Genomic DNA, 25,312 nt, shown 5'->3' on the forward strand with positions numbered 1-25,312 from the left:
CCCAGCAAAAATCAAAAAGGACGATAATTTGGTGAACGTGGACTGGCATCAGTGTAATTTCAATTCGGCCCAAAGTGATTTTAAGCGCCTAAGGCACCTTACCATGTTTCAGCCAATTTGTTTAAGAAAGCGTTAGATTTATCGCTAATTTCTCAGTTTTGTATGTGGCGCTCGAACCGTGGCGAAAGACGTGAAACCTGCGTTGACCAGGATATGCGACGATGATCGCAGTTTGCGCATTCGATCCGATGCCAGTACCTTCGGCGTATAACCGCTGAATTTCAGAATGCTGCTTACAGGAGCGACTACTTTGATCAAATCTCTGTCGCTGTTGACGCAGGCACCACGCCGTCTTTTGTTACAAAACATCTCGTCGGTTATGTCCGGCGCGAGGGCAACGGTCTGGCCGCAAGCAAGAGCAGACCTGACGTGATTAACACCGGCGATGCCTTGCTCGACGACATCATCGGCGGCTTGCTGAACGATGACAGTACCAACGTCACTGACGAGCTGACCTATACGTTTGATCTGACCGCAGACATTGCGGCGAATAGCGCCAACTCTGTTCTGAACGCTGCCACGATTAACCGTCAACTTGAAGTTTTCGACGAGGTGACAGCCTATACTGGTCTGCAATTTACCGAAGTTAACGCGTTGGAACAATCCGCCGATCTCTACTTCAGTTTCCGAAAAAATACGTCCACGGCCTATGTTTACGCCTACAACGGCGGCGTGATGCACGTCTTTAATCCGGACCGCGATACGCCTGTGATGGGCGGCTATGTTGACCATTTGATCCTGCACGAATTTGGTCACGGGCTGGGGTTAGAGCATGGTCACGAAAACGGTGGCCTGCCCGATGCTTACCAAGGCCATTCCTGGAGCGTGATGTCCTACCGCGCCCATCCCGACACGGATTCGTTGTATTTCGGGGATGAACACGGACCAGAGACCTTTATGATCGCCGATATCGCGGCATTGCAGTACCGATATGGCGCGAATTTTAACGCGCAATCGGGCGACACACTGTATCAGGTGAATTTCATCACTGGCGAACTGCTGATCGATGGCACGTCCCAAGGTGTGCCGAATAACAATAAGATGCAGCGCGCGATTTGGGACGGTGGCGGAAACGACACGCTTGATCTGTCGGGCGGTCGCGATGATATGACGATCAACCTGCAACCGGGCGCGTTTACTAGTTTTGGTGATAGCTATTTGCCAGACGCGACTGGCAGCGGTGATTATTTCGCGGAAGGCAACATCGCGAACCCGTATCTGTACAATGGGAACCTGTCGTCGCTGCTCGAGAACGCGATTGGCGGTAATTTCCGCGATCTGATGATCGGGAACGACTTGAATAATACGCTGACCGGCGGACAAGGCGCAGACGTACTGTATGGTCTGGCGGGTGATGACACGCTGATCGGCGGTCAGGACAACGATCTGATTATCGACGGGCTTGGTGATACGACGGCACAAGGCGGCTCTGGCGCGGATGCTGTCGTGGCGTTGTCTGGGAACGGTAATCTTGATGGCGGTAGCGGCGACGACATCATCATCGGCGGAATTGATGGGGATTATTTGTCTGGTGGTGCCGGTAACGACAAAATCCGTGGCGAAGGTGGCCGTGGTTTGATGTTTGGCGATGATGTGATCTTTGGCGGCGATGGCGACGATCTGTTGATGGGCGGGCGCGGCGCGGATCAGTTTGTGTTCCGGCCAAGCGACGGCAATGACGTCATCGGCAGCTTTGATGTGGGCGACATCAGCACAGCATCGTGGCGCGACATTGATCCGGTGTCTGCTGATTTTGTTGTCGGGGTTGATACGATCAAGCTGACAGGTTTCAGTGGGATCAATACGTCGAACGTCATGAATTTTGTGTCAGACGGCGATGATGGTGCGGTGTTCTCCGCCCAAGCAACCACGATCACGTTATTCGGGATATCAGCAGACATGCTGACGTCCGATGTTTTTGTATTTTAAGGGGCTGCGAATGTTACTGCCAAAGTCGTTGATACTCATGTCGTCCCTCATCGTGTTGTCAGCATGCGGCGGCGCTGGGCCAGTGTCCGTGGATGTGCCGAAAACATCCGTGCCGCCAACCGACAACAACTTGTCAACGTCAGAGCCGCCTAACGAGACAGTAAACCCAAACCCGCTTGACGATATTGGCACAGTGCTGCCCGATGGGATTGATACGTCCGATCCAGAATTGCTGGCGACCCTTGCCGCATTTACTGCAAACGAAACACAGCTCAGCGCCGTCGCACTTGTCACCGATGCGGCTGGTAATCGCAGCACGCAGATACGCAACGGCCTATACACGCGGACTGATGGGGTGCTTAGCCTCGCAGGTCTGGCCGCAACCGTGAGCAACGATGTGCGGGGCGATTACGACCACGCCGCATCGTTTTACCATGACCAGAACGGCACGGTTGGCGTCGTGGGCCTAGCCACGCCGACAACCGCGATGCCGACAAACGGCAATGCACGTTATGAGGGCGGGGCATCCGGCTTTGTCATCACAGGCACCAATGGTGTTGACCTCATCAACGGCAGCAGCGTCGTGGATGTCGCGTTCGCCACAGGCCGCGTGACGGTGACGCTTGATGATTTCGAAGGTGTGAACCAGCTTAGCGGCAATGTCGTTGCATCCCCCGTGTCCGAGATGGTCCTGAGCAACGCGATGATCGCTGGTGGTGGTTTCTCGGGCGGCACCTTGGCACTGCGCAATGACAGCGGCGCGGTTGATATCACCGGATCGGACGGCACGACTGTGGCGCAAGGCCAGTTCTTTGGCGTTGATGGCACTGCCCCCGACGAAGTGGGTGGCGTGATCTTTTCGACCGGAACCAGCGGCAAGGTCTACGGCACGTTTATCGCGGACTAAAGCGTCGGCGTCAGCGACAACAGGTTCTTTGAATAGTCCGCCTGTGGATTGGTGAAAAACGGCTCTGATCCGCCGGATTCCATCACTTTTCCGCCTTGCAGTACAGTGATGTCATCGGACATTTGACGCACGACCGCGAGGTTATGACTGATGAACAACATGGTCAGGCCAAAGGTCTTTTGCAGGTCTTTCAGCAAGTTCAAAACCTGCGCTTGGATAGATACATCAAGCGCGGATGTCGGTTCGTCGCAGATTAGAAACCGTGGACGGGCAAGCAATGCACGCGCCACAGCGATCCGTTGTCGTTGACCGCCCGAAAACTGATGTGGGTATTTGTCGATCGCGTCAGGGGCAAGCCCAACCAGCGACAACATCGCCTCACAGAGCGCGCGCCGTTTTGCAGCATCGTTCTCTAAGCCATAAAGCCAGAGAGGTTCGGCCAGCAGCGCGCCAACACGATGCCGCGAATTCAGGCTCGAATAAGGGTCTTGGAACACCATTTGAATGATGCGACGCGACTGGTCTTTGCGGGCGCGTGATTTCGCGTCAGGCAAGGCGTCGTTACCCAATGTCATCGTGCCCGCGCTGGGCTGCACGAGGCCGGTTAACACTTTCGCCATGGTCGATTTGCCCGAGCCGCTTTCGCCGACCAAGCCCATGACCGTGCCGGCCCGAACATCCAACGAAACAGAGTCTAACGCGGTGAAACTGTCCGGTTTTCGGAACAATGACGTGCGTTCGCCCGCGAATTTTACGGTGATATCGTGCGCCTGTAACCCGATAGGGTCTTGTACACCACCGTCGAGCAACCACGCTTCGGCATCGATGCCGCTGATGATTTGCGGGGCTTCAACATCGGCCTCGGTCGCAGGCACCAAAAAGCGGTCGATTTTTTTATCCAACCTTGGCACGGCGGCCAGCAATGCTTGGGTATACGGGTGTTCAGGCTCGCGCAGAATCTTTGCCGTCTCGCCGGTTTCCATGACCTTTCCGCCACGCAGCACGGTCACTTTGTCGGTAATCTGCGCGATCACGCCAATGTCGTGCGTGATCAGGATAAAGCCGATGCCGCGTTCGTCGGCCAATGCGCGGATCAGGTCGAGAACCTGAGATTGCACCGCGACATCCAGCGCGGTTGTCGGCTCGTCCGCTATAATCAACTCGGGGTTCGTGCAAAGCGCCAAGGCGATCACGACGCGCTGCCGCATTCCGCCAGAGAACTGATGCGGGTAGGCTTTGATCCGCTCCGCCGCGTTTTTGATCCCGATCTCAGACAACAATGCGACAGCGCGATCACGCGCATCAGCGTCTGAAATGTCCTCGTGCGCCTGCATCGTCTCAATCAGTTGATCTTCGATCCGCATCAACGGGTTCAGACTGGTTTGCGGATCTTGAAAGATCATAGAAATACGCGCACCGCGCACAGCATGGGCTTGTGCAGGCGTTAACGTGCGTAGGTTGGTGTCATGCAAAGACATCTCGCCCTGTGCGACATAGCCGGGCGATTGCAGCAGCCCGATGATCGCCGCACCGATGGTCGATTTCCCAGCGCCGCTTTCCCCGACTAACCCGTGAATTTCGCCGGGTTTGACACTGATATCGACATTTTCGACAGCCGTGAATTCACCCCGACGGGACGGAAATTTGACGGTTAGGTTCGTGACTTGCAGCATCAGCGCAACCTCGGGTTAAAGACATCGCGAAGGAAATCGCCAAGAATGTTGATCGACACGACAAGTGCTACAAGGAACATCGTCGGCACCCATAAAATCCACCATTCACCGGATAGCAAAAAGCCCATCCCGATGCGAATAAGCGTCCCTAACGAAGGGGAATCCGCTGGTAATCCGATGCCAAGGAACGACAACGTCGCCTCTAACAGGATCGCGCTGGCGAGGTCCACGGTCATGATTACCAGCAGTGGTCCCATGATGTTTGGCAGGATATGCCACAACATGACGCGCAACGGATGCTGCCCCATGATCATCGCGGCTTGGACGTATTCTTTGTTCTTTTCGACGAAGACTGATGCGCGGGCGGTACGCGCGAAGTTCACCCAAAGCGATAGTGCGATTGCTGTGGTTAACACGATCACGCGCATCTCTTGGTGAACGGCAGTCGGCAGGACGCCACGCGCAATGCCGTCGATGAGCAAAGCGGTCAGGATCGCGGGCAGTGCTAATTGCACGTCGGCCACGCGCATAATGATCGCGTCCAACCGTCCGCCATAATAGCCCGCAATCAGGCCAAGACTGACGCCGAGGACTAGGGCAATCGCCATCGCAACGATTCCGATCAGCATCGACAGGCGTGCGCCATATAGGATCGCAGCGACCATATCGCGGCCTTGATCGTCGGTGCCAAGCGGGAAGCGGGATGTGCCGTATTCTTCCCACATGGGCGGCAGCAAGCCGTCCATCAGCGAAAAAGAGGCTAAATCATATGGGTTAGTGTCTACTAGCCACGGTGCAAAGATCGCGCCGAACAGGATCGCAATCGCTGTAAGGGCCGCGATAATCGCCGCCGGTCTGCGTCTGAAGAGCCAGAAACCGTCACTATCCCAGAGTTTATACAGCATCACGCAGCCTCCTTGACGCGAAGACGCGGATCAATCGCGACGTAGAGCAGATCAACGATCAGGTTCACCAAAACAAAGAAGAACGCGATGACCACAAGGTAAACCCCCATCACTGGAATATCGACGAACCGGATGGATTCGAGGAACAACAGGCCCATGCCGGGCCATTGGAAAACAGACTCTGTTACGATGGAAAACGCGATTACGCCGCCGAATTGCAAGCCGATGATCGTGATGACTGGGACCATCGTATTGGCTAGCGCATGTTTGTAATGCAGCGACCGTGTCGGGATGCCGCGCGCCATGGCAAAGCGGATGTAGTCGGTCTTCATGACCTCCATCATCTGCGCGCGCACAAGCCGCATGGTTAAAGTCAGTTGGTAAACGCCGAGCGTGAGGGCGGGCAAAATCAGTGACCGCCAGCCGTCGATTGTCAGGAATGACGTGGTCCAGCCACCGACTTGTACCGTGCCAGATCGCCCAAAGGTCGGTAGCCAGCCTAGTTGCACGCCGAACAGGAAAATCAGCATAATCCCGATGACAAATGTCGGGATCGAAACGCCGATCAGCGTGGTTAACAAAATCGCCTGTGATGCGACGCCATTGGGTCGCAGGGCGGTGTAAACGCCCGCCGGAATACCGATCATCAGAGAAATAATCAGCGCGAACGTTCCAAGTTCCAACGTCGCAGGTAGGCGTTTTGCGATCATCTCGCCGACAGGTTCACGGGTGCGGTAGGAATACCCGAAATCGCCACGCAGCAGATCGGTGCTAAAGCGGTAGAATTGTACAGCAAAGGCATCGTTCAGCCCCAGCTCATCGCGCAGACGTTCGCGGTCGGCCGTTGATGTTTCCACGCCCGTCATTTGGCTGACAGGATCACCGACAAAACGGAACAGCGAAAACGCAAGAAACGCGACGGCCAGCATCACAAAGGCGGACTGAACAAGCCGCTTAAAGATGAGATAGACCATCGCAATTTCCGTGTATTAGAGAGGCATCCGGAACTATAGATCGTCCCGAATGCTATTGTTAGTGTCTAATTACTCGACAGTCACCCAGCGCAACATAAAGAAATTGTCAGCACGTTGTGTCAGGTTGATGTTCTCTTTCGCGGCCCAGATCAATGGCTGCGTATAAAGAGGCACATAGGCGGTTTCGGACTGTGTGATCGCAACCAATTCGTCGATCAATGCCTGACGTGTCGCAGGGTCGATCTCTTGTTGGATTTGCGGCAGCAGCGCGTCTACCTCAGCGTTAGAGTAGTTGCCAAAGTTCCATGAACCCAGCTTCGCTTCGTCGTCTTGTGAGTGCAGCAAGAAACGGATCGGGTGCTCGGCGTCGAATGTGCCTGGGGACCAGCCTAGCAAGAACATGTCGAAATCGCCTTCGCGCAATTGCTCCCAGTAGTTCCGCACTGGAACTGTGGTTAATTCTGCGTCCATCCCGACAGCTGCCAGCATAGATGCGGTTGCGCGGCACAAAGCTTCGTCATTGATGTAGCGGTCGTTTGTGCATTTCAGACCAAACGAGAACCCATCCGGATAACCCGCTTCAGTCAGCAATTCGCGTGCACGATCCGGATCATATGCCGGACGGTCTGCGTTCGCTTCGGAATAGCCCGAGATACCTTCAGGCACCAACTGGCTGACAGGTTCGATTTTGCCACGCATCACCACGCGGTCGATCGTGTTCACGTCGATTGCGTGGGCGACTGCAAGGCGCACTTTAGGGTCTGTGAAAGGGTTTGCGTCAGTCACGTCTTCGGAAAACAGCAGTTTTTCGTGATCGTGGCCAAAGCCGAACATGATCACGCGGGTTTCCAAACCTTCGATGACCTTGAAACCGTCGCGGCCTTCAACTTGGCCAACATCCTGCAATGGGATCGGCTCGATAAAGTCGATTTCGCCGGACAAAAGCGCCGCAAGACCTGTTGATGCGTTGCCGATTGGCGTCAATGTGGCCTCGGTCACGTTGTGTTCGACCTCGTCCCACCAGCCGTCGAAAGGCACCAGCGTTGTGGATACGCCCGGATCGCGGGATGAAATCATGAACGGGCCGGTGCCGTTTGCGTTGCGCGTGGCAAAGTTTTCGGCGTCACGGGCGGGCAGGGCCGCATCGTTGGCTGTTGACCAATCGCTGTCCATGATCAGAAAGTTGGCGATGCTGTCAGGGAACAACGGGTTCGGCGCTGATGTCACGAATTCGACAGTAAAGTCGTCGATCACGCGGAATTCAGTCACTGGCGCGAACCAGGAACGCACATCGGATGCTTCGCTAGAGGCGCGCTCGTAAGAAAACTTAACGTCTTCAGCGGTGAAGGCGGCGCCGTCTTGGTAGGTCACACCTTCGCGCAACTTGAACCGCCAACCGTCTTCGTCTGTCAGCGGCTCCCATGATACGGCCAATGATGGCTCGATTGTCATGCCTTTGTCGCGACGAACCAGACCTTCGTAGACGTTGTTCAAGAACGAGGTAACGGGTGCCGCGTTAACCGCATGTGGGTCCATCGTTTGCGGGTCCGTGGTGGATGCCCAGCGGAATGTTTCGGCATTCGCCCCATTTGCAACCAGCGCAATCGCTGCTGCTGACAGTTTCAGTTTGTTCGATAAACGCATGTGCATCCCTAATCTCGATTCAGTTTGTGTTACACTGACGTCGTGCGACACTTTGTCAAATCACGCTTATTTTGAATCGCACGTCATGGCAAAGCGATCAATACACACGGCGCTTGCTAGGGTGCCGAGTGTTGCCAAGGATGCCTTGTTGGCGCGAAATCATCAACATAATCATTGAAATCGATCCGGTTTCCCTTGAGGTACGGGCGAAACCAACTAGAAACGTATAAACCATTTTGACCTAAAAGATCAGGAGTTCGCGTGTCCCTCTTCCTTATCGTTGCGTTACCGTTTTTGGGGGCCCTGCTTCCCGGTCTTATGAATTCCGCAGGTCGTGCTGCCTGTGCAGGCGTCACATTTATGGTGACCTTGGCCACATTTGTCGGTTTATTAACCAACTTGCCTACTGTTTTGGCAGGAGAATTAGTGACCGTAGGCATCGACTGGATGCCCCTGCTGGGCCTCAATGTGACCTTGATGCTCGACGGGCTCGGGTTTTTCTTTGCCTGCTTGATCCTCGGCATTGGCCTTTTGATCATTACCTACGCGCGGTTCTATTTAGCGCGTGAAGACAACATGGGTGAATTTTTCACCTACTTGTTGTTGTTCCAAGGCGCGATGGTCGGGATCGTTCTGTCCGATAACATTTTGCTTTTGTTGGTATTCTGGGAACTTACGTCGCTCTCGTCCTTCCTGCTGATCGGCTATTGGAAACATCTGCCCGAAGGCCGCCAAGGCGCGCGTATGGCCCTGACCGTCACTGGTATGGGTGGTCTCGCGATGATCGGTGGCATGATGATCCTTGGCCAGATCGTCGGCAGCTATGACTTGTCCGTGATCTTGCAAAACCGTGATCTGATCCAAGCTGACCCACTCTATTTACCCGCCTTGATCCTGATTTTGCTCGGGTGTTTCACCAAATCCGCGCAGTTCCCGTTCCATTTCTGGTTGCCGCACGCAATGGCTGCCCCGACACCCGTGTCTGCCTATCTGCACTCTGCAACGATGGTGAAAGCCGGGATTTTCCTCATGGCGCGCATGTGGCCAGTGCTATCAGGCACGCCGGAATGGTTTGTCATCGTCACTGGCGCAGGCTTGATCACGATGGTCCTTGGCGCGGTGATTGCGCTGTTCAAGCATGATCTCAAAGCGTTGCTGGCGTTTTCAACCGTGTCGCACCTTGGCCTGATCACGATGTTGCTCGGCACTGGTACTGCGTTTGGTGCGATGGCTGCGATGTTCCACATTCTGAATCACGCGACGTTTAAAGCGGCGTTGTTCATGTCCGCAGGCATCATCGACCACGAAACCCACACCCGCGATATTCGCAGGCTTGGTGGTTTGCGGCACTTGATGCCGATCACATTTGGAATCGCGACGCTGGCGGCATTGTCGATGGCGGGGATTCCGTTGTTGAATGGCTTCTTGTCAAAAGAGATGATGTTAGAAGAAGCAACGCACACCGTTCTCTTCAATTCCCCCATGTTAGTGCCTGTTTTAGCCACTATCGGGTCACTGTTCTCTGCTGCATATTGCTTCCGCTTGATCGGTCACACCTTCCTTGGTCCGCAACGCGACGATTATCCAGCCAAGCCGCATGATCCGCCTGTTGGTCTTTGGGGCCCGCCTGCGTTGCTTGCGACTTTGGTGGTTGTGATTGGTGTCGCGCCGTTCCTCGCTGAGCCGTTTGTGAAGCTTGTCACCGCTTCGGTTTTGGGCGGTGTTGTAGACGTACCCGACGCGCACTTCAAAATCTGGCACGGCCTGACCACGGCGCTTTATATGTCGATCATCGCGGTTGGCGGCGGTCTGTTGATGCTCGCGATATTCAATCCTGCTTTGCGGGTTTGGGATGCAGCGCCGCGCCCAGAGGCAAAGCGGATTTTCGACGCTATTATTGCGGCGTCCGTGTCATTGGCCCGCAAGTTCATCGCACCACTGCATGACGGTTCGTTCTCGCGCTATGCCGCGATTATGGCTGTGACTGTGCTGGCCGTGGGCTACCACGCTTGGACCACAGGCACAGTCGCGCCAGCCACGCGCATTTTGCAACCTGCGAATTTTGTCCAGATCGCCGGGTGGTTTATGCTGGTCGCGGCCACAGTCGGCATGGTGTTCTTGCACCGCGACAGACTGTTGTCTTTGATCCTGATCGGGATCGTCGGCCTGATGGTGTCAGTCGGTTTCGTGGTGTTCAGCGCACCTGATCTGGCCATGACGCAATTAACCGTCGAAGTGGTGACGATCATTCTCTTGCTGCTCGCGCTCAACTTCTTGCCGAACAAAACCCCAATCGAAAGCAGTGTCACGCGCCGCACAATCGACGGTGTGATTGCTGTGGCGGTTGGTGTGGCGGCGGCTGGGCTGTCCTACCACTACATGCTGCGCGACACGATCATCCCGAGCATTTCCGAATACCACCTCGCCAATTCCTACAAAGGCGGCGGTGGCACAAATGTGGTGAACGTGATCCTCGTTGATTTCCGTGGCTTTGATACCTTTGGTGAAATCATCGTTCTGGGGATTGCAGCACTGCTGATTTACGCGCTGACCGAAACGCTGTTGTCCGGCCCTGTGCGTGCGCGTCTGTTGAACCGGAAACCGGATCAACCGCGTGCGGGTAACATGCACCCGATGATGATGGTTGTGATGACCCGCGTGATTATGCCCGTTGTTCTGATGGTCGCGTTCTACATCTTCTGGCGTGGTCACAATGAACCGGGCGGTGGCTTTATCGCGGGTCTGGTCGCGTCGATTGCGATTGTGATGCAATATATGGCGAGCGGCTTTGGCTGGACCTCGGCCCGTGTGCGCTACCCGTATCACGGTGTTATCGGGGCTGGTGTTCTCATCGCTGGTTTGACCGGAATCGGGTCATGGTTCTTTGGCAAACCGTTCCTGACGTCCGACTACACCTACGTCCGCATTCCGCCGTTTGAAAAGTTTGAACTGGCCACGGCGGCGTTGTTCGACCTTGGCGTGTTCCTCGCCGTTGTCGGTGCCGTGATGTTGTCACTGGAAAGCTTCTCGCGACTGGCTCGCCGCGCCCATGTGGATGATCCGGATCATCCAATGGATATCGACCCGTCGCGTGACGACGAAACCACAAAGGCGGAGGCATAACATGGAACTTCTCGTAGCTTCTGCCATTGGCATTTTGACTGCTGCTGGCTTGTATTTGGTCCTGCGGTTGCGGACGTTCCCCGTGATCATGGGCGTCTCGTTACTGACCTATGCGGTGAACGTCTTTTTGTTTGCATCGGGGCGTCTGACCGTTGGCGCACCGCCGATCCTCACAGACGCGACCACATATACCGACCCATTGCCGCAGGCTTTGGTTCTGACTGCGATTGTGATTTCATTCGGGATGACGGCGGTTGTGGTGATGATTTCGCTGGGTGCGTTCCTTGGCGGCAACGACGATCACGTTGATGATCCCAAACCCGAAGCCGACGCGGGAGACGCATCATGACCCATTGGATCATCCTGCCCATCGTTCTACCCGCGTTCCTCGCCCCGTTTATCGTGCTCGCTGCGCGGTATCACATCGGCATTCAGCGCGTGATTTCCGTAACAGGTATCCTTGCCTTGATCGGCATCGCGGCGGGTCTCGCATGGCAAGCCTCTGACGGCACCGTGTCGCTGTATCAACTCGGCGATTGGGCTGCCCCGTTCGGGATTGTTGTTGTCGCGGATCGCCTGTCCACGATGATGGTTCTGCTGACCGCCGTGCTGGCGCTGTTTGTCATGCTCTATTCCATCGGATCAAAATGGGACGATCGCGGACGGCATTTTCATGCGTTATTCCAGTTTCAACTGATGGGCATCATGGGCGCGTTTCTGACGGGCGACCTTTTCAACTTGTTCGTGTTTTTCGAAGTCTTGCTGATCGCATCTTATGGCCTGATGATCCACGCGGGCGGGACTGTGCGTCTGCGGGCAGGGGTGCAGTACGTGTTGTTCAACCTGCTTGGCTCTACGCTATTCCTATTCGCGCTTGGCTCGATTTATGCCGAAACAGGCACGCTGAACATGGCGGACCTCGCCGTGCGCGTAGCCTTGTTTGATCCGCTGCAATCGTCGGGTATTCGTGTCGCTGCGGTCCTATTGCTGATGGTCTTCGCGATCAAAGCGGCGATTGTACCGCTGCATTTCTGGCTTCCGTCCAGCTACGCCGAAGCACCGGCACCCGTCGCAGCTTTGTTCGCGATTATGACCAAAGTGGGCGCTTATGCGATCATTCGGGTCTATACGCTGATCTTCCCGCCGCAGCTCGAAGCGATTTCTGGCCTGCATGGCTGGTGGTTGATGCCAACGGCATTGGTGTCCTTGGTTGTCGGTATGGTCGGTGTTCTGGCGGCGAAGAAACTCGACCGTTTAGTCGCCTTCTCGGTCATCGGCTCAATGGGTATGGTGATGGTGTCGATTTCGCTGTTCACGCCCGAAGGCATCGCCGCCGCACTCTACTATATTATCCATTCGACATTCGCCGCTGCTGCATTGTTCCTGATCACGGACCTTGTCCGCGCGGGCCGTGCGAACCTTAACCTGACCGCTCAAGCGCCTATCGCTGGCGGCACGTTGACCGCCGCGTTGTTCTTTATCGCGGCAATCGCGATGGCAGGTTTGCCGCCGCTGTCGGGCTTCTTGGGGAAACTGTTGATCTTGGATGCGGCATTCGAGTCCGACATCATGGTTTGGGTCTGGGCCGCTGTTCTTGGGTCCAGCTTGGTCGCCGTTGTTGGTTTCTCGCGGGCAGGCAGCACGGTGTTCTGGAAAGCGCGCAGCGTCGCACCGGAAGACGGCGCAGAAATTGCGGCACCACCAGCGACACTATCTTACGTAGCGGTTGGCGGTCTCATCGCTTTGCTCGCGGCACACACTGTCTTCGCTGGACCTGCGACGGCTTACACGACGGCCATTGCGCAAGACCTGTTTGCGCCAAATGCTTATGTGACGACTGTGTTGGATACGCCGGGCAAGCTGTCGGATTACCAAGACGATAGTCACGATGATGATGCAGCCGAAAGCGACGATAAGGTTGAAGAGGATGGTGGGCACTAAAATGAAAAGACTCATTCAGAAAATCTTGCCACACCCGTTTTTGACGCTCTTGCTCGCTGTTGTCTGGACGATCCTGCAAAACAGCGTCTCGGCGGGCATGATCGTGTTCGGCATCATCCTTGGTATCGTCATTCCATTCACCACTGCGCGGTGGTGGCCTGATCGGCCTGACAAAATGCGGCTTGTCCCGATGTTGAAATACTGTCTGCTGGTTATCTGGGATATTTTGGTCGCCAACGTGCAGGTCGCCTGGATCATTCTCACGAAATCCAACGCGCAGATGAAACCGTGCTGGGTTGTGATCCCACTAGAGCTAAAGTCACCCGAAGCAATCACAATCCTTGCTGGCACCATCACGTTGACCCCCGGAACGGTATCAAGTGACCTGTCCGACGAAGGCCACAGCCTGTTGGTGCATGCCCTCGATTCCGATGATCCGGACGCCGTGCGCGACGAAATCAAAGACCGCTACGAGCGCCGCTTGCTGGAGATTTTCCAATGACCCTTCTGAGCACTATCATGGACGTCTGCCTGTACGTCGCCTTTATCACGGTCAGTGTCGCACAAGTCATGGCAATGATCCGACTGTGGAAAGGCCCCAGCACGGGCGACCGCATTCTGGCGCTGGACACGATGGTCATCAACGCGATTGGCCTGATTGTATTGCTTGGCATCGTGCAAGGCACCCAAATTTACTTTGAGGCCACTTTGATCATTGCGATGCTCGGGTTTGTCTCGACCGTGGCTTATGCCCGATTTGTTCTGCGGGGGGATATCATCGAATGATTACCGAAATCGCACTTACCGTTGGCGTTATTATTTCGCTTATCATCGGCCTGTTCTTTACGGGTGTCGCTGGCATCGGCTTGCTGAAACTCGACAACGCCATGAGCAGACTTCACGCGCCGACCAAAGCAGGCACCGTCGGCATCGGCGCGTTTCTGATGGCCTCTGTGTTGCATTCCTTCCTGTTAGGGCAAGGATCATTCCACGAATTCCTGATTTTGGGCTTTTTGTTCATCACGGCCCCGATTTCTGCGAACTTCATGGCCAAGGTGAATTTGCACCGTCAAAACTGCACGCCACCGCCAGCACCACCGCGCGACGATATGTGGGCCACGCTGAACGTGCCCGAAGCCGACCGCGAATTGGCAGACCCTCAGGAACTGGCCTAAAATATCGGCACTCCGGCGCAGGTCGGGGTGGTTTTTTGGTGAAATTCCAAATCGCGCATAGGCATCGCGGGCATTCTTTGCCATGCTCCTCTCATACATTGCCATGTATCTGGGAGGAAAATCATGCGCACTATCCTAAAATCATCCGCTGTGGCGGCTGTCACGCTTGCATTCGCAGGCGAGGCGCTGGCGACCGAATGGAACGTATCGCTGTGGGGCAAACGCCGCGCGTTTACCGAACATGTTGAACGCTTGGCCGAACTCGTGTCCGAGAAAACCAACGGCGAATTTACCCTGAACATCAGCTATGGCGGCCTGTCCAAGAACACGGAAAACCTAGACGGGATTTCCATCGGCGCGTTTGAAATGGCGCAATTCTGTGCGGGTTATCACCGCGACAAAAATCCGTCCATCACAGTGCTTGAACTGCCGTTTCTAGGCGTCTCAACGCTGGAACAAGAGATCGCATTGTCCCAAGCCGTTTATAGCCATCCTGCCGTCGTGGCCGATCTCGCCCGCTGGGACGCCACGCTTTTGATGCCATCGCCACTGCCGCAGTATAATCTTGTCGGTGTGGGCGACGCGCCAACAACGCTTGCCGATTTTGAAGGTCTGTCCGTCCGCGCAACAGGCGGTATCGGTGCTGCGATGGAATCCGTAGGCGCCGTGCCAACATCCATGTCCGCGACCGAAGTCCGTCAGGCGATGGACAGCGGCGTCGTCAAAGCGGTGTCATTTGCGCCCCATGCCCATATGTCGTTTGGCGTGATCGAAAACGGGACATGGTGGACGACAAACCTGAACCCCGGCACGGTGAACTGCCCTGTTGTGGCGAATACGACGGCACTGGACAGCTTGCCTGACGATCAACGTGCAGCATTGATGGAGTCACTTGACGAAGCGCTGGAGCATTACGTCACATTCTACAACGACGAAACAATGGCCGCTTGGGGTCCAGCGTTAGACGAGCGCGGGATCGAGCAAGTCACCTTTGACGATGCGGAAATCGAAGCCTTCAAAGCCGCCGCCGCAGCCCCTGCTGCCGAAGCATGGATCGCCGATAACGCGGCCCGTGGTCTGCCTGCACAAGAGTTGTACGACCTTGTGACCGGCATGATCGCTGACGACAGCTAAACCACGTCACCCCGCGCCGAGATCATCAGCGCGGGGTTTCCCATTTCTTATCGACGGAGACCCGCCATGGCTGGCTCATCCCTTGTGTTGTCCGACGATAGTCGTCTCAGCGCGCTTGACCGACACCTCTACAAACTCGAAAGCATCTTTGCGTTGATCAGCGGCTTGGCCGTCTTCGCGCTGATGATGTTGGCGGTTGTGTCTGTCAGCGGGCGAAATTTCTTCAACCAACCTCTGCCCGGTTACGTCGATTGGATTCAACAAGCGATGCCGCTGATCGCCTTTATGGGCGTCTCATTCACCCAACGCGATGGCGGACATATTCGGATGGATATGATCGTCAGCAAACTGCGTGGGCGGGCGCTATATACGGTTGAACTGATCACGACACTGGCCATTCTCGCGCTTATGATCCTGCTCGTTTGGGGCACGTTTGCGCATTTCCAACGCAGTTTCGATTTCAACGCACCGATGTGGAGCCGCGATAGCTCGATGGATATCGCCCTGCCATTATGGCCTGCAAAACTACTCGCGCCCGTCGCGTTCGGCATTCTGTGTCTGCGTCTGATGCTGCAAATCTGGGCGTACACCCGCGCCATTATTCGCGGTGACGAGGCCGCAATCGCAGTTCCTCTCGTGGCCGACGCCGCCACCCAAGCCCGCATGGAGGCCGAGACGGTCTCTGGCGCAGAAGAAGGGCGCTAGATCATGGAACCAATTGATATTGGCCTGATCGTTTCGGGCGGCATGTTGGTGCTGGTTTTGCTGGGTATGCGGGTCGCATTCGCGGCTGCCATGGCAGGCATGACTGGCCTGATTTGGATATTCTGGGCGAAAAAAGGCTATGACCCCGAACAGTTCATGTGGGCGCTGACCGTATCGGTGAAAACCGCCGGACAGGTGCCGCATTCGAAGGTCGCGAGCCAAGCACTTAGCCTGATCCCCACCTTTATCCTGATCGGCTATCTGGCCTATTATGCGGGTCTAACACAGGCGTTATTCGAAGCAGCGAAGCGTTGGTTCGCGTGGGTGCCGGGTGGATTGGCTGTCTCAACGATCTTTGCGACGGCAGGTTTCGCAGCTGTGTCCGGCGCGTCCGTTGCGACGTCCGCAGTCTTTGCCCGCATAGCGATCCCTGAAATGTTGGCGATTGGCTATGACAAACGGTTCGCGGCGGGTGTCGTGGCAGCAGGCGGTACGCTCGCGTCGTTGATCCCACCATCTGCGATCCTCGTGATCTACGCGATTATCGTCGAACAAGACGTGGGCAAACTGCTGCTTGCGGGCTTCATTCCCGGTGCGTTCTCGGCCTTGGTTTACGCGGTTTTGATCATCGGCATGGCCGTCACGATCAAAGGGTTCGGCCCACCTGTGCGCGGCTTCACCTGGCGGCAACGGTTTGAATCCCTGCCCCCCGCATTGCCCATTCTATTTGTCGTGCTGACCATCATCCTGTTCGTCTATAACCCTTTCGGCGGCGATGCATGGGGTACACCAACCGAAGGCGGTGCGATCGGTGCCTTCGTCGTGTTCCTTGTAGCGCTTTATCGCGGAATGCGGTGGACACAGCTCAAAGACGCCTTGTTAGAGACTGCAAAACTCAGCGTGATGATCTTTACAATCATCTGGGGCGTGCTGGTTTACGTACGTTTCCTTGGGTTCGCCGACTTGCCCGGTGCGTTTTCTGACTGGATCACAGGGCTTGATATGGCGCCGATGTTGATCCTGATTTGTATCCTGCTGGCCTACGCGGTCTTGGGCATGTTCATGGACGCAATCGGAATGCTGCTGTTGACGCTGCCCGTCGTTTATCCGGCGGTCATGGCGTTGAATGGCGGCGAAGCTGTCGCTGCAGCAGACAGCGCGTTCGGCATGTCGGGTCCGATGTGTGCGATCTGGTTCGGGATATTGGTGGTCAAAATGGCCGAATTCTGCCTGATCACCCCGCCGATTGGCTTGAACTGTTTTGTGGTCGCTGGCGTGCGCGACGACATTAGCGTGCAAGACGTGTTCAAAGGCGTGACGCCGTTTTTCATCGCGGATGCGGTCACAATCGGGCTTTTGGTCGCATTTCCCGCAATCGTGCTTTGGCTACCCAGCCAAGTCTGACAAAGACGGGGGCGCAGTCAGACGGGCAGGGCCTCTGCATCCTTCAACTGTTCCATGACGATCTGACTATGGACGCGCCCAATCGACGGATGCGGCAGTAACACGTCCTGCGTAAAACGGTTCAAAGCGGTCAGATCAGCGCAATAAATCCGCAACAGATAATCCGCATCACCCGTCATGGTCCACGCACCAGTGATCTCGCGTCGGGTTTTGACGAGCCGCAAGAAGGTCGAATGCGTTTCTTTGGTGTGGGCATCGGTCTGGACCTGGATGAACGCTTGGACAGACAGGCCCAGCTTGGCGGCGTCCAACTTGCACACAGTCGCGGTGATATACCCGTCATCTTCGAGGCGCTGTCTGCGGCGACTGATCTGCGACGCGGACAGATTAAGAATTTTCGACATCGCAGCGGCTGACATTTGCGCGTCGGTCTGAAGCAATGCCAGCAGGCGCTCGTCTGTATCATCAAGGTGTTTCATGCGTGAATGATGCGACTTAATTAAAAGCTGCGCAAGTATTGCGCATACTTATACGTAAATCAGTAAACTTTGCGCCCCTTACGCATCCATTTCCCCGTATTATGACAATAACTCGAGAGGAGATTTACAATGGGCCCGTTTCCGCACGATGCACCCCGCGCCACGATCACCGCTGAAAATCCAGCTGGCACTGATGGCTTTGAATTCGTCGAATTCGCGCATGAAGAGCCCGAGCAGCTGCGCAGTTTATTCGTCAAAATGGGCTACGCGCACACCGCGACGCATAAGACCAAAGACATCGAGCTTTGGCAGCAAGGCGACATTACCTATGTGATCAACAACCACATCGGCAGTCACGGCATGGATTTCGTGACAAAACACGGCCCCTGTGCGCCCTCGATGGCGTGGCGGGTTGTCGATGCGCAACACGCATTTGATCATGCGGTGAAAAACGGGGCAGAGCCTTACACTGGCGACGGCAAAATCATGGACGTGCCTGCGATTGTCGGCATTGGCGGCTCGCTTTTGTATTTCATTGAAGATTATTACGACGCGAACCCCTACAACGCTGAATTCAACTGGGTGTCCGACGCGCATCCCGAAGGTGTCGGTTTTCACTATCTCGACCACCTCACGCACAACGTTCATAAGGGCAATATGGACGTCTGGTTCAAGTTCTACGGCGACCTGTTCAACTTCCGTGAAATCCGGTTTTTTGACATTTCCGGCAAACATTCTGGCCTGACCAGCCGTGCGCTGACCTCTGCTTGTGGCCGCATCCGTATCCCGATCAACGAAGATCGTGGTGAGACGGGCCAAATTGTCGAATACCTCAAACGGTATAACGGCGAGGGCATCCAGCATATCGCCGTTGGTGCGCGTGATCTCTATGCGGCAACCGACGAGATTGCAGAGCGCGGGATCAAGTTCATGCCCGCCCCGCCGCCCTCTTATTACGACCTGAGCAAAGACCGTGTCGAAGGTCACGAGGAACCACTGGACCGAATGCGCAAACACGGCATTCTGATCGACGGTGAAGGCGTCTTGGACGGCGGCGAAACCCGCATCTTGCTGCAGATTTTCTCGAAAACCGTAATTGGTCCGATCTTTTTCGAGTTCATCCAACGCAAAGGCGACGACGGCTTTGGCGAGGGCAATTTCAAGGCGCTGTTCGAAAGCATCGAAGCCGATCAGATCGCACGCGGTGTCCTTAAAGCCAGCTAATCCGATTGTATCCATTACGCAAAACTGCTTGTGAACGGCCAAGGTGCGATGCAGTTTGGCCGCAAATAGACGGGGACCGCGCGGATGACACGTATTTTTATCAATGGGTTGGGCCGAATTGGCCGGACCGTATTGCGGGCATGGGCGTATGGCGCTGCACCGGACATCGAGGTCGTCGGCGTCAATGATCTGTGTGCGCCTGATCTATGCGCGCATCTGTTTGAATACGACAGTATCTTTGGCCCGTTTCGCGGCGATGTTGCGCTGAAAGACGGCGCTTTGGTGATCAACGGCACCGCTATTCCGCTCTACACGACCAACGATCTCAGCACGTTAGACCTGTCCGGCGTCGATGTGGCGTTGGAATGCACAGGCACCGCTGGAACTGCTGCAATCGCGTCGCGCGGGCTCAAAGCGGGGGCATCGCGCGTGCTGATCTCGGGACCGTCCGAGGCGGCGGATGTGACGCTAGTGATCGGGGCAAATGATCATCTGCTAAGTGACCAAAAAATAGTCTCGAACGCGTCCTGCACGACAAATGCGCTTGCCCCGTTGGTCAAGCTCATCGACGATACGTGGGGTCTGAAAACTGGATGGATGACGACGATCCATTGCTACACGGGCAGCCAGCCGACTATCGATGCGCCGCGCGGCGATTTTGGGCGTAGCCGCGCCGCGTCATTGTCGATGGTCCCGACCACCACCTCCGCGCATCAATTGCTGGATCAGGTTCTGCCGCAAACCGCTGGCCGCGTTGAAGGGGCGGCTGTGCGCGTGCCTGTCGCATCGGTATCCGCTGTCGATCTGACCGTGACGTTGGATGCAAAAGTCACTTTAGAGGACGTGAACGCTCTGCTGTCCGCCCAATCGGGGATCATCGGATCAACCGACAAGCATCTGGTTTCGACAGACTTGCGGGCGCGACCCGAAAGCCTGATCGTGGCGCTTCCTGAGACCCGCGTGACCAAAGGCGGGCTGGTGCGGATTTACGGCTGGTACGACAACGAATGGGGGTTCTCGAGCCGGATGCTCGACATGGCTTCACGGATGGGGCGGCCTTAGGTCATACGATACGCCAACAGTCAGATCGAAGGCTGAGAACCGCAGCATCCCGCCTTGATTTTGACCAGAATCACGGCGGGTCGTGACGCGCGTTATGATCAACTGTTTCTCAAGTGTGAACTCTGACCTCAAATTGAAGAAATTGTAGCGAATTCCGCATGTGCCGATGTGGGTCAGAAGGCAGAAATAAGGCGGATACATCTGCGATGCGATTGCGTCGCGTTGGGAAACGATGACTCTGACTAATTGGTTCGAAAGTCGAAAATTCGTCGATATTAAGTCGGTCTGACCAATCATTGTTTCTTAATCAGCTACAGCGCCCAATCCCACACTCCGCCAAACGTGTTTAACAAAATCGATACGGCCAAAATCCGCCACATTGCGGCGCATTTTTGACGACCTTTCTGTTCTGCAAGTGTAATTGTGGCGTAAGATAGACTGGACTTTAGTAAGGTCTATGGTCGCTGGGGGGCGATCAAGCATCTTTTGTCTGCAATAGATGCGAAAAGAGTGACGTCTGTGGTGTGATCCCAAGAACTGGGGCCCATCTATATTTTTGAATACGCGAAGGCGGCATTTTGTCCGCTGGCGTGCTAGCCGTGGGATTTTTCTCAGGCTCGGTGTGGTGTTTGGCTTTTGGGGCCTGAGGAGTTTTTAATGACGAAGACAATTGATTTTAATAATCTTTCCCGCGGTACTGTTGTTGATAACGAGTATCAGTCCGACGGTGTGACAATTCAGGCTTGGACTGCTGGTGGTACTGGCAATCGGGCGATGATCTTTGACACCGCGAGACCCACAGGCGGCGACAACGATCTGGCGACGAGCAATTTAGGCAAAGCGCTGATCATTTCCGAAGACGGTGACGATTGCGACCCTGACGACAACGCGCGCGGCGGCACGTTCAAGTTCACGTTCGACGCGGGCGCGGACGTTAAATCGTTGACGTTCCTCGATATCGAGGAAACCGCACAGGTGCGTTTCTACGATGCGTCCGGCAACTTGATTGCGACGCAAAATATTGCGGCGACAGGGAACAACGGTCAATCCGTGGCGAACTTCAACGTCGAAGGCGCCCATACAATGGAAGTGCAACTGTACGGCTCTGGCGCAATTGACAACCTCGTGTTTGACGACGCGGCTAGCCTCGACGGCACAGTGTCGGGCACATCCGGCGATGATGTGATCACAGTGAACTACACGGGTGATCCGGATGGTGACCGTATTGATGCGGGTGATGCTGTTTTGCCGGGTGCGGCGGCTGACGATGATTTGGTCGAGGCTGGCGCTGGTGATGACATCGTGCGGGCTGGTGAAGGCGACGATGTTGTTTACGGTGATTCCGGTGATGATAGCCTGTTTGGCGAAGCTGGTGACGACACGGTGTTCGGTGGCTCTGGCGACGATTTGGTCCAAGGCGGCACCGGCGATGACGTGTTGTACGGCGACGGCGGCGACACCGATGGCACTACAGAATTTGCGCTCGACTGGGATCAGATCGGATCGGACGGCAGCCAGACGCTGACCGTTGACGGCCAGTCTGTCAAAGTCAGTGTGTCCACGCCTAAGAATTCCAACGGTCACGAGTGGACTGTCGAAAACGGCATGCTCAAGAACTGGGACGTGGTCAGAGATTCGACTGCGGATATCAGCTTTGATACCGAAGTCTCTAACGTGAAGTTCACCTTGTTAGACGTTGATCGCCTTGATGAAATCACGATCATGGCGAAGGATGCGGATGGCAACCTCGTTGAGGTCGATTTCGAAGTTACTGGCGTGCATTCGGTGAATGGCAACACGGTGACGGGTACGCAAACCAACGCGCCTGGTCCGGCAGCGAACAACAGCGCGCAAGATATCGACGTGACGATCCAGGGCCCGATCCAGCAATTGTGGATCGTATTGGATGACGGCCCGGAGCGGGCTTATTCCGGCACGGTTGCGGTGTCTGACATCACGTTTGAAATCCCGTCTGTTGATGATGGTGTGGACGGCAACGACACGATAATGGGCGGCGAGGGCGACGACCTGATCTACGGTAACGGCGGCGATGATGTGATCACCGGTGGTACGGGTGATGACGTGATTTACGGCGACAATGGCGGCAACGCACCTGTGGGTGACGCGGGTCGTGAAAGCTTTGACTGGACTGGTATTTCCGACGCGCAGATCGACAGCACTGTGACCAAAGACACAGGCACTGTGTCCGTGACCTACACGCGGACAGTGGATACTGGCAAACATATCTCCGCTCTGGGCACAGAGACCCAGAACGTGAACGGTATTGATGTGGGCGACGGTGTTGCGGACAAAAATGCGGCACTGTTCTCAGAGGCGCAAGGCAAAGGCAACAAAGGCGCATTCGAGTGGGAATTCTCGGAAGAAGTCGAGAACGTCTCGTTTAATATCAACGACATAGACGGCGACGGTGTGGTCAAAGTCACGGCCTACGACGCGGATGGTAACAAGATCACCGTGAACCTGGACGGCGGCAAAGACCTGACCTTAAAGGACACCGATTCCGTGGCTGGCGCTGATACAGCGGACAGCAAAGGTGGCTATGATCCGGCCAGCACCGACGATTACAGCGTCACGGTCTCTATTCCGGGTCCGGTTGCTAAAATCGTGGTTGAGCACACGCAAGACGGCTACAACAACTCTGGCATCTTCGTCACGGAAATCTTCTACGATAGCGTAGGCGATGCGGCGGCCTCTGCTGGCGGCAACGACAGCATCGACGGTGGCGAAGGCGACGACGTGATCTACGGCGAAGGTGGCGACGATCTGATCACTGGCGGCGCTGGTGCGGATCAAATCTACGGCGGCGACGACGCAGATACGATCAAAGGCGGGGCTGGCGACACGGTTGACGGCGGCGCGGGTGGCAATGACCACGACGTGCTGGACCTGACGGGTCAGGGCACGTTCATCGTCACGGGTCCGGATGGCATAGGCGATCCGGTCACGGATAGCAACGGCAACGGTCTTGACGGTCGCATTGTGTTTGTGGACGCCAAAGGCGAGCCGACAGGCGAGATCATCAACTTCACCGAGATCGAAGAGATCATCGGCGACGAACGGACCAACTTTGATCCGGACGCGATCGACGATGCGCTTGACGCATCCGAAGACGGTGTGTCCGATCTGGGCAACGTGTTGACCAACGACACCGATCCGGACGGCGACACGCTGACTGTGGGCGCTGTGAATGGCGACGAAACGCTGGTGGGCACACCTGTTGCGGGCTCTGCTGGTGGTTTGGTCACGATCAATCCGGACGGCACAATCAGCTTTGACGCCAACGGCGAATTCGACGCACTTGCGCCGGGTGAAACTGCGGAAACAACTGTGACCTACACCGTGGATGACGGGAACGGCGGCACGGATACAGCCACTGTGACCGTCACGGTGAACGGCGTGAATGACGGACCGGACGCGACTGACAACACCTATACAGTGACCCTGACCGAAACAGCTGGCGACGTGGATGGCAATGTCATCACCGACGACACAGGTGCAGGCGTTGATAGCGATCCTGAAGGCGACACGCTGACAGTTGTGGCTGTGGGCGGCACTGCGGCTGGCGTGGGCACAGCGGTTGCTGGCGACAATGGCGGCACATTCACGATCAACGCGGACGGCACTGTGGACTTTGACGCAGGCGACGACTTTGACGATCTGGGTCTGGGCGCCACACGCGACACATCCGTGAGCTACACAATCGTGGACGAGCACGGCGCAGAAGACACAGCCGAAATCACCTTTACCGTGACCGGCATCAACGACGGTACAGTCCAAGGCACCGCAGGCGACGACATCATCAACCCAGACATTCCTTATGTGGATGCGGATGGCGATATCGTTGACGCAGGCGACGGCATCTTGCCAGGCGCTGAAGGCACCGACGACGACCTGATCTACGGCTACGGCGGCAACGACAGCATCGCGGCTGGCAACGGCAACGACGTGGTTTACGGCGGCACCGGCGACGACACTGTGAAGGGCAACCTTGGCAATGACGTGTTGTTCGGCGGCGAAGGCGACGACAATGTCCAAGGTGGTCTGGGTAACGACATCCTTGATGGTGGTGCTGGCGACGATCTGCTGCTTGGCAACGAAGGCGATGACACGATTGCTGGCGGTGCTGGCGACGACCGTGTGTTCGGCGGCGAAGGCGATGACGAGTTGCGCGGCGGCTCTGGTGACGACGCTATCGAAGGCTCTGAAGGCGACGATACGCTCTATGGCGGCACCGGCGACGATGACCTTTGGGGTGGCTTGGACAACGACACCGTATTTGGTGGCGACGGCAATGACACTGTTGCGGCAGAAGACGGCGACGACTTCCTCTATGGCGGCGAAGGCGACGACCTGATCTATGGCGGCGCTGGCAACGACAGCATCGGCGACACCGCAGGCAGCGACACCGTTTACGGTGGCGACGGCGATGATGTGATTGACGTCAGCAACGGGAACACCGCGGGCGCCTTGCCTGACGTGGCCTACCCGTCACAGCCGTCAGCGACGATCCCGGGTCTGACCTTCCCGGGTTATGGCGCGGACGCTGATCCAAACAACGACAAAGACTTTGTCGACGGCGGCGCTGGCAACGACATCATCAGAACCGGTGATGACGACGACAGCATCCTTGGTGGGTCTGGCAACGACAGAATCTACGCAGGCTACGACGACGACACAGTCGACGGCGGCACTGGCGACGACATGATTGAAGGCGCGGAAGGTAACGACACGCTCTTTGGTGGTGAAGGCGACGATGTGATCTACGGCGGCATGGAAAACCCACTGGTTGATCTGGTGCTGTTCCCTGACGACGAAGTTGACGAATTCGGCTTCCAAGATCTTGTGCCAGAAAACAACGGCGATCTGATCTTTGGTGGGGCTGGCAACGACTCTATCTTTGGTCAGGACGATGACGACACCATCTACGGTGACGCGGGCGACGACTACCTTGA

The 25,312-nt window shown here is 56.0% G+C and carries 19 protein-coding genes; 14 read left to right on the forward strand and 5 right to left on the reverse strand.

Annotated elements, in window-relative coordinates; all coding sequences use genetic code 11:
• Positions 1–429: 429 nt before the first annotated feature.
• Both FHS72_RS04955 and FHS72_RS04960 read left to right on the forward strand, forming a co-directional pair.
• The gene (locus tag FHS72_RS04955) at positions 430–1,989 is read left to right on the forward strand and encodes a M10 family metallopeptidase C-terminal domain-containing protein (RefSeq protein ID WP_183526435.1); all 1,560 of its coding nucleotides are present in this window, start codon (positions 430–432) and stop codon (positions 1,987–1,989) included.
• A gap of 10 nt (positions 1,990–1,999) precedes the next feature.
• A complete protein-coding gene (locus FHS72_RS04960; RefSeq protein WP_183526439.1) occupies positions 2,000–2,896 on the forward strand; it encodes a HupA family protein in 897 nt (298 codons plus the stop codon).
• Here FHS72_RS04960 and FHS72_RS04965 read toward each other — a convergent pair.
• From FHS72_RS04965 to FHS72_RS04980, 4 genes are all read right to left on the reverse strand, one after another.
• On the reverse strand, positions 2,893–4,569 hold the full coding sequence (locus tag FHS72_RS04965) for a dipeptide ABC transporter ATP-binding protein (RefSeq protein WP_183526442.1): 1,677 nt from the start codon (positions 4,567–4,569) through the stop codon (positions 2,893–2,895). The two genes, FHS72_RS04960 and FHS72_RS04965, sit on opposite strands and share 4 nt — an antisense overlap.
• Positions 4,569–5,474, reverse strand: a complete 906-nt coding sequence (locus FHS72_RS04970; protein ID WP_183526445.1) for an ABC transporter permease — start codon at positions 5,472–5,474, stop codon at positions 4,569–4,571. The genes FHS72_RS04965 and FHS72_RS04970 overlap by 1 nt, the downstream gene beginning before the upstream one ends.
• Positions 5,474–6,448: an ABC transporter permease gene (locus FHS72_RS04975; RefSeq protein ID WP_183526448.1), complete on the reverse strand. Its 975-nt coding sequence runs from the start codon at positions 6,446–6,448 to the stop codon at positions 5,474–5,476. The genes FHS72_RS04970 and FHS72_RS04975 overlap by 1 nt, the downstream gene beginning before the upstream one ends.
• A 69-nt stretch (positions 6,449–6,517) precedes the next feature.
• A complete protein-coding gene (locus tag FHS72_RS04980) occupies positions 6,518–8,092 on the reverse strand; it encodes an ABC transporter substrate-binding protein (protein ID WP_221235345.1) in 1,575 nt (524 codons plus the stop codon).
• A 261-nt stretch (positions 8,093–8,353) separates the two neighbouring features.
• Here FHS72_RS04980 and FHS72_RS04985 point away from each other — a divergent pair, with 261 nt between their 5' ends.
• The 9 genes from FHS72_RS04985 to FHS72_RS05025 all read left to right on the forward strand — a co-directional run bounded on the left by FHS72_RS04985 (position 8,354) and on the right by FHS72_RS05025 (position 17,574).
• Positions 8,354–11,215 (forward strand): monovalent cation/H+ antiporter subunit A, encoded by a 2,862-nt coding sequence (locus tag FHS72_RS04985; RefSeq protein ID WP_183526454.1) that lies wholly within the window; start codon positions 8,354–8,356, stop codon positions 11,213–11,215.
• A 1-nt stretch (position 11,216) separates the two neighbouring features.
• Positions 11,217–11,564 (forward strand): Na+/H+ antiporter subunit C, encoded by a 348-nt coding sequence (locus tag FHS72_RS04990; RefSeq protein ID WP_183526456.1) that lies wholly within the window; start codon positions 11,217–11,219, stop codon positions 11,562–11,564.
• A complete protein-coding gene (locus FHS72_RS04995) occupies positions 11,561–13,156 on the forward strand; it encodes a monovalent cation/H+ antiporter subunit D (RefSeq protein ID WP_183526459.1) in 1,596 nt (531 codons plus the stop codon). The genes FHS72_RS04990 and FHS72_RS04995 overlap by 4 nt, the downstream gene beginning before the upstream one ends.
• 1 nt (position 13,157) lies before the next feature.
• The gene (locus FHS72_RS05000; RefSeq protein WP_183526463.1) at positions 13,158–13,658 is read left to right on the forward strand and encodes a Na+/H+ antiporter subunit E; all 501 of its coding nucleotides are present in this window, start codon (positions 13,158–13,160) and stop codon (positions 13,656–13,658) included.
• 17 nt (positions 13,659–13,675) lie between these two features.
• The gene (locus FHS72_RS05005; protein ID WP_425511107.1) at positions 13,676–13,942 is read left to right on the forward strand and encodes a K+/H+ antiporter subunit F; all 267 of its coding nucleotides are present in this window, start codon (positions 13,676–13,678) and stop codon (positions 13,940–13,942) included.
• A complete protein-coding gene (locus FHS72_RS05010; RefSeq protein WP_183526469.1) occupies positions 13,939–14,331 on the forward strand; it encodes a cation:proton antiporter in 393 nt (130 codons plus the stop codon). The genes FHS72_RS05005 and FHS72_RS05010 overlap by 4 nt, the downstream gene beginning before the upstream one ends.
• Positions 14,332–14,454: 123 nt before the next feature.
• Entirely contained in the window at positions 14,455–15,465 is a 1,011-nt protein-coding gene (gene dctP / locus FHS72_RS05015) for a TRAP transporter substrate-binding protein DctP (protein ID WP_183526472.1), read from the forward strand.
• A 66-nt stretch (positions 15,466–15,531) separates the two neighbouring features.
• Positions 15,532–16,170: a TRAP transporter small permease subunit gene (locus FHS72_RS05020; protein WP_183526476.1), complete on the forward strand. Its 639-nt coding sequence runs from the start codon at positions 15,532–15,534 to the stop codon at positions 16,168–16,170.
• A gap of 3 nt (positions 16,171–16,173) precedes the next feature.
• On the forward strand, positions 16,174–17,574 hold the full coding sequence (locus FHS72_RS05025) for a TRAP transporter large permease (RefSeq protein ID WP_183526479.1): 1,401 nt from the start codon (positions 16,174–16,176) through the stop codon (positions 17,572–17,574).
• A 17-nt stretch (positions 17,575–17,591) separates the two neighbouring features.
• On the opposite strand, the gene FHS72_RS05030 is transcribed toward FHS72_RS05025, so the two are convergent.
• A complete protein-coding gene (locus FHS72_RS05030; protein ID WP_183526482.1) occupies positions 17,592–18,053 on the reverse strand; it encodes an Lrp/AsnC family transcriptional regulator in 462 nt (153 codons plus the stop codon).
• Between the two features lie 129 nt (positions 18,054–18,182).
• Between FHS72_RS05030 and hppD the strand changes: the two genes are divergently transcribed.
• The 3 genes from hppD to FHS72_RS05045 all read left to right on the forward strand — a co-directional run.
• Positions 18,183–19,277: a 4-hydroxyphenylpyruvate dioxygenase gene (gene hppD / locus FHS72_RS05035; RefSeq protein WP_183526485.1), complete on the forward strand. Its 1,095-nt coding sequence runs from the start codon at positions 18,183–18,185 to the stop codon at positions 19,275–19,277.
• Between the two features lie 84 nt (positions 19,278–19,361).
• A complete protein-coding gene (locus tag FHS72_RS05040) occupies positions 19,362–20,339 on the forward strand; it encodes a type I glyceraldehyde-3-phosphate dehydrogenase (RefSeq protein ID WP_183526488.1) in 978 nt (325 codons plus the stop codon).
• 657 nt (positions 20,340–20,996) lie between these two features.
• A partial coding sequence (locus FHS72_RS05045) for an Ig-like domain-containing protein (RefSeq protein ID WP_183526491.1) occupies positions 20,997–25,312 on the forward strand: 4,316 nt, incomplete at its 3' end.

The sequence above is a fragment of the Yoonia ponticola genome, assembly GCF_014199395.1.
GTDB lineage: Bacteria > Pseudomonadota > Alphaproteobacteria > Rhodobacterales > Rhodobacteraceae > Yoonia > Yoonia ponticola.

Excerpts from the sequence above, each read along its gene's own strand:
- FHS72_RS04960 (WP_183526439.1), top strand. The coding sequence starts at position 2,000 with ATGTTACTGCCAAAGTCGTTGATACTCATGTCGTCCCTCATCGTGTTG.
- FHS72_RS04965 (WP_183526442.1), bottom strand. The coding sequence starts at position 4,569 with ATGCTGCAAGTCACGAACCTAACCGTCAAATTTCCGTCCCGTCGGGGT.
- FHS72_RS04970 (WP_183526445.1), bottom strand. The coding sequence starts at position 5,474 with ATGCTGTATAAACTCTGGGATAGTGACGGTTTCTGGCTCTTCAGACGC.
- FHS72_RS04975 (WP_183526448.1), bottom strand. The coding sequence starts at position 6,448 with ATGGTCTATCTCATCTTTAAGCGGCTTGTTCAGTCCGCCTTTGTGATG.
- FHS72_RS04980 (WP_221235345.1), bottom strand. The coding sequence starts at position 8,092 with ATGCGTTTATCGAACAAACTGAAACTGTCAGCAGCAGCGATTGCGCTG.
- FHS72_RS04990 (WP_183526456.1), top strand. The coding sequence starts at position 11,217 with ATGGAACTTCTCGTAGCTTCTGCCATTGGCATTTTGACTGCTGCTGGC.
- FHS72_RS04995 (WP_183526459.1), top strand. The coding sequence starts at position 11,561 with ATGACCCATTGGATCATCCTGCCCATCGTTCTACCCGCGTTCCTCGCC.
- FHS72_RS05000 (WP_183526463.1), top strand. The coding sequence starts at position 13,158 with ATGAAAAGACTCATTCAGAAAATCTTGCCACACCCGTTTTTGACGCTC.
- FHS72_RS05005 (WP_425511107.1), top strand. The coding sequence starts at position 13,676 with ATGGACGTCTGCCTGTACGTCGCCTTTATCACGGTCAGTGTCGCACAA.
- FHS72_RS05010 (WP_183526469.1), top strand. The coding sequence starts at position 13,939 with ATGATTACCGAAATCGCACTTACCGTTGGCGTTATTATTTCGCTTATC.
- dctP (WP_183526472.1), top strand. The coding sequence starts at position 14,455 with ATGCGCACTATCCTAAAATCATCCGCTGTGGCGGCTGTCACGCTTGCA.
- FHS72_RS05020 (WP_183526476.1), top strand. The coding sequence starts at position 15,532 with ATGGCTGGCTCATCCCTTGTGTTGTCCGACGATAGTCGTCTCAGCGCG.
- FHS72_RS05025 (WP_183526479.1), top strand. The coding sequence starts at position 16,174 with ATGGAACCAATTGATATTGGCCTGATCGTTTCGGGCGGCATGTTGGTG.
- FHS72_RS05030 (WP_183526482.1), bottom strand. The coding sequence starts at position 18,053 with ATGAAACACCTTGATGATACAGACGAGCGCCTGCTGGCATTGCTTCAG.
- hppD (WP_183526485.1), top strand. The coding sequence starts at position 18,183 with ATGGGCCCGTTTCCGCACGATGCACCCCGCGCCACGATCACCGCTGAA.
- FHS72_RS05040 (WP_183526488.1), top strand. The coding sequence starts at position 19,362 with ATGACACGTATTTTTATCAATGGGTTGGGCCGAATTGGCCGGACCGTA.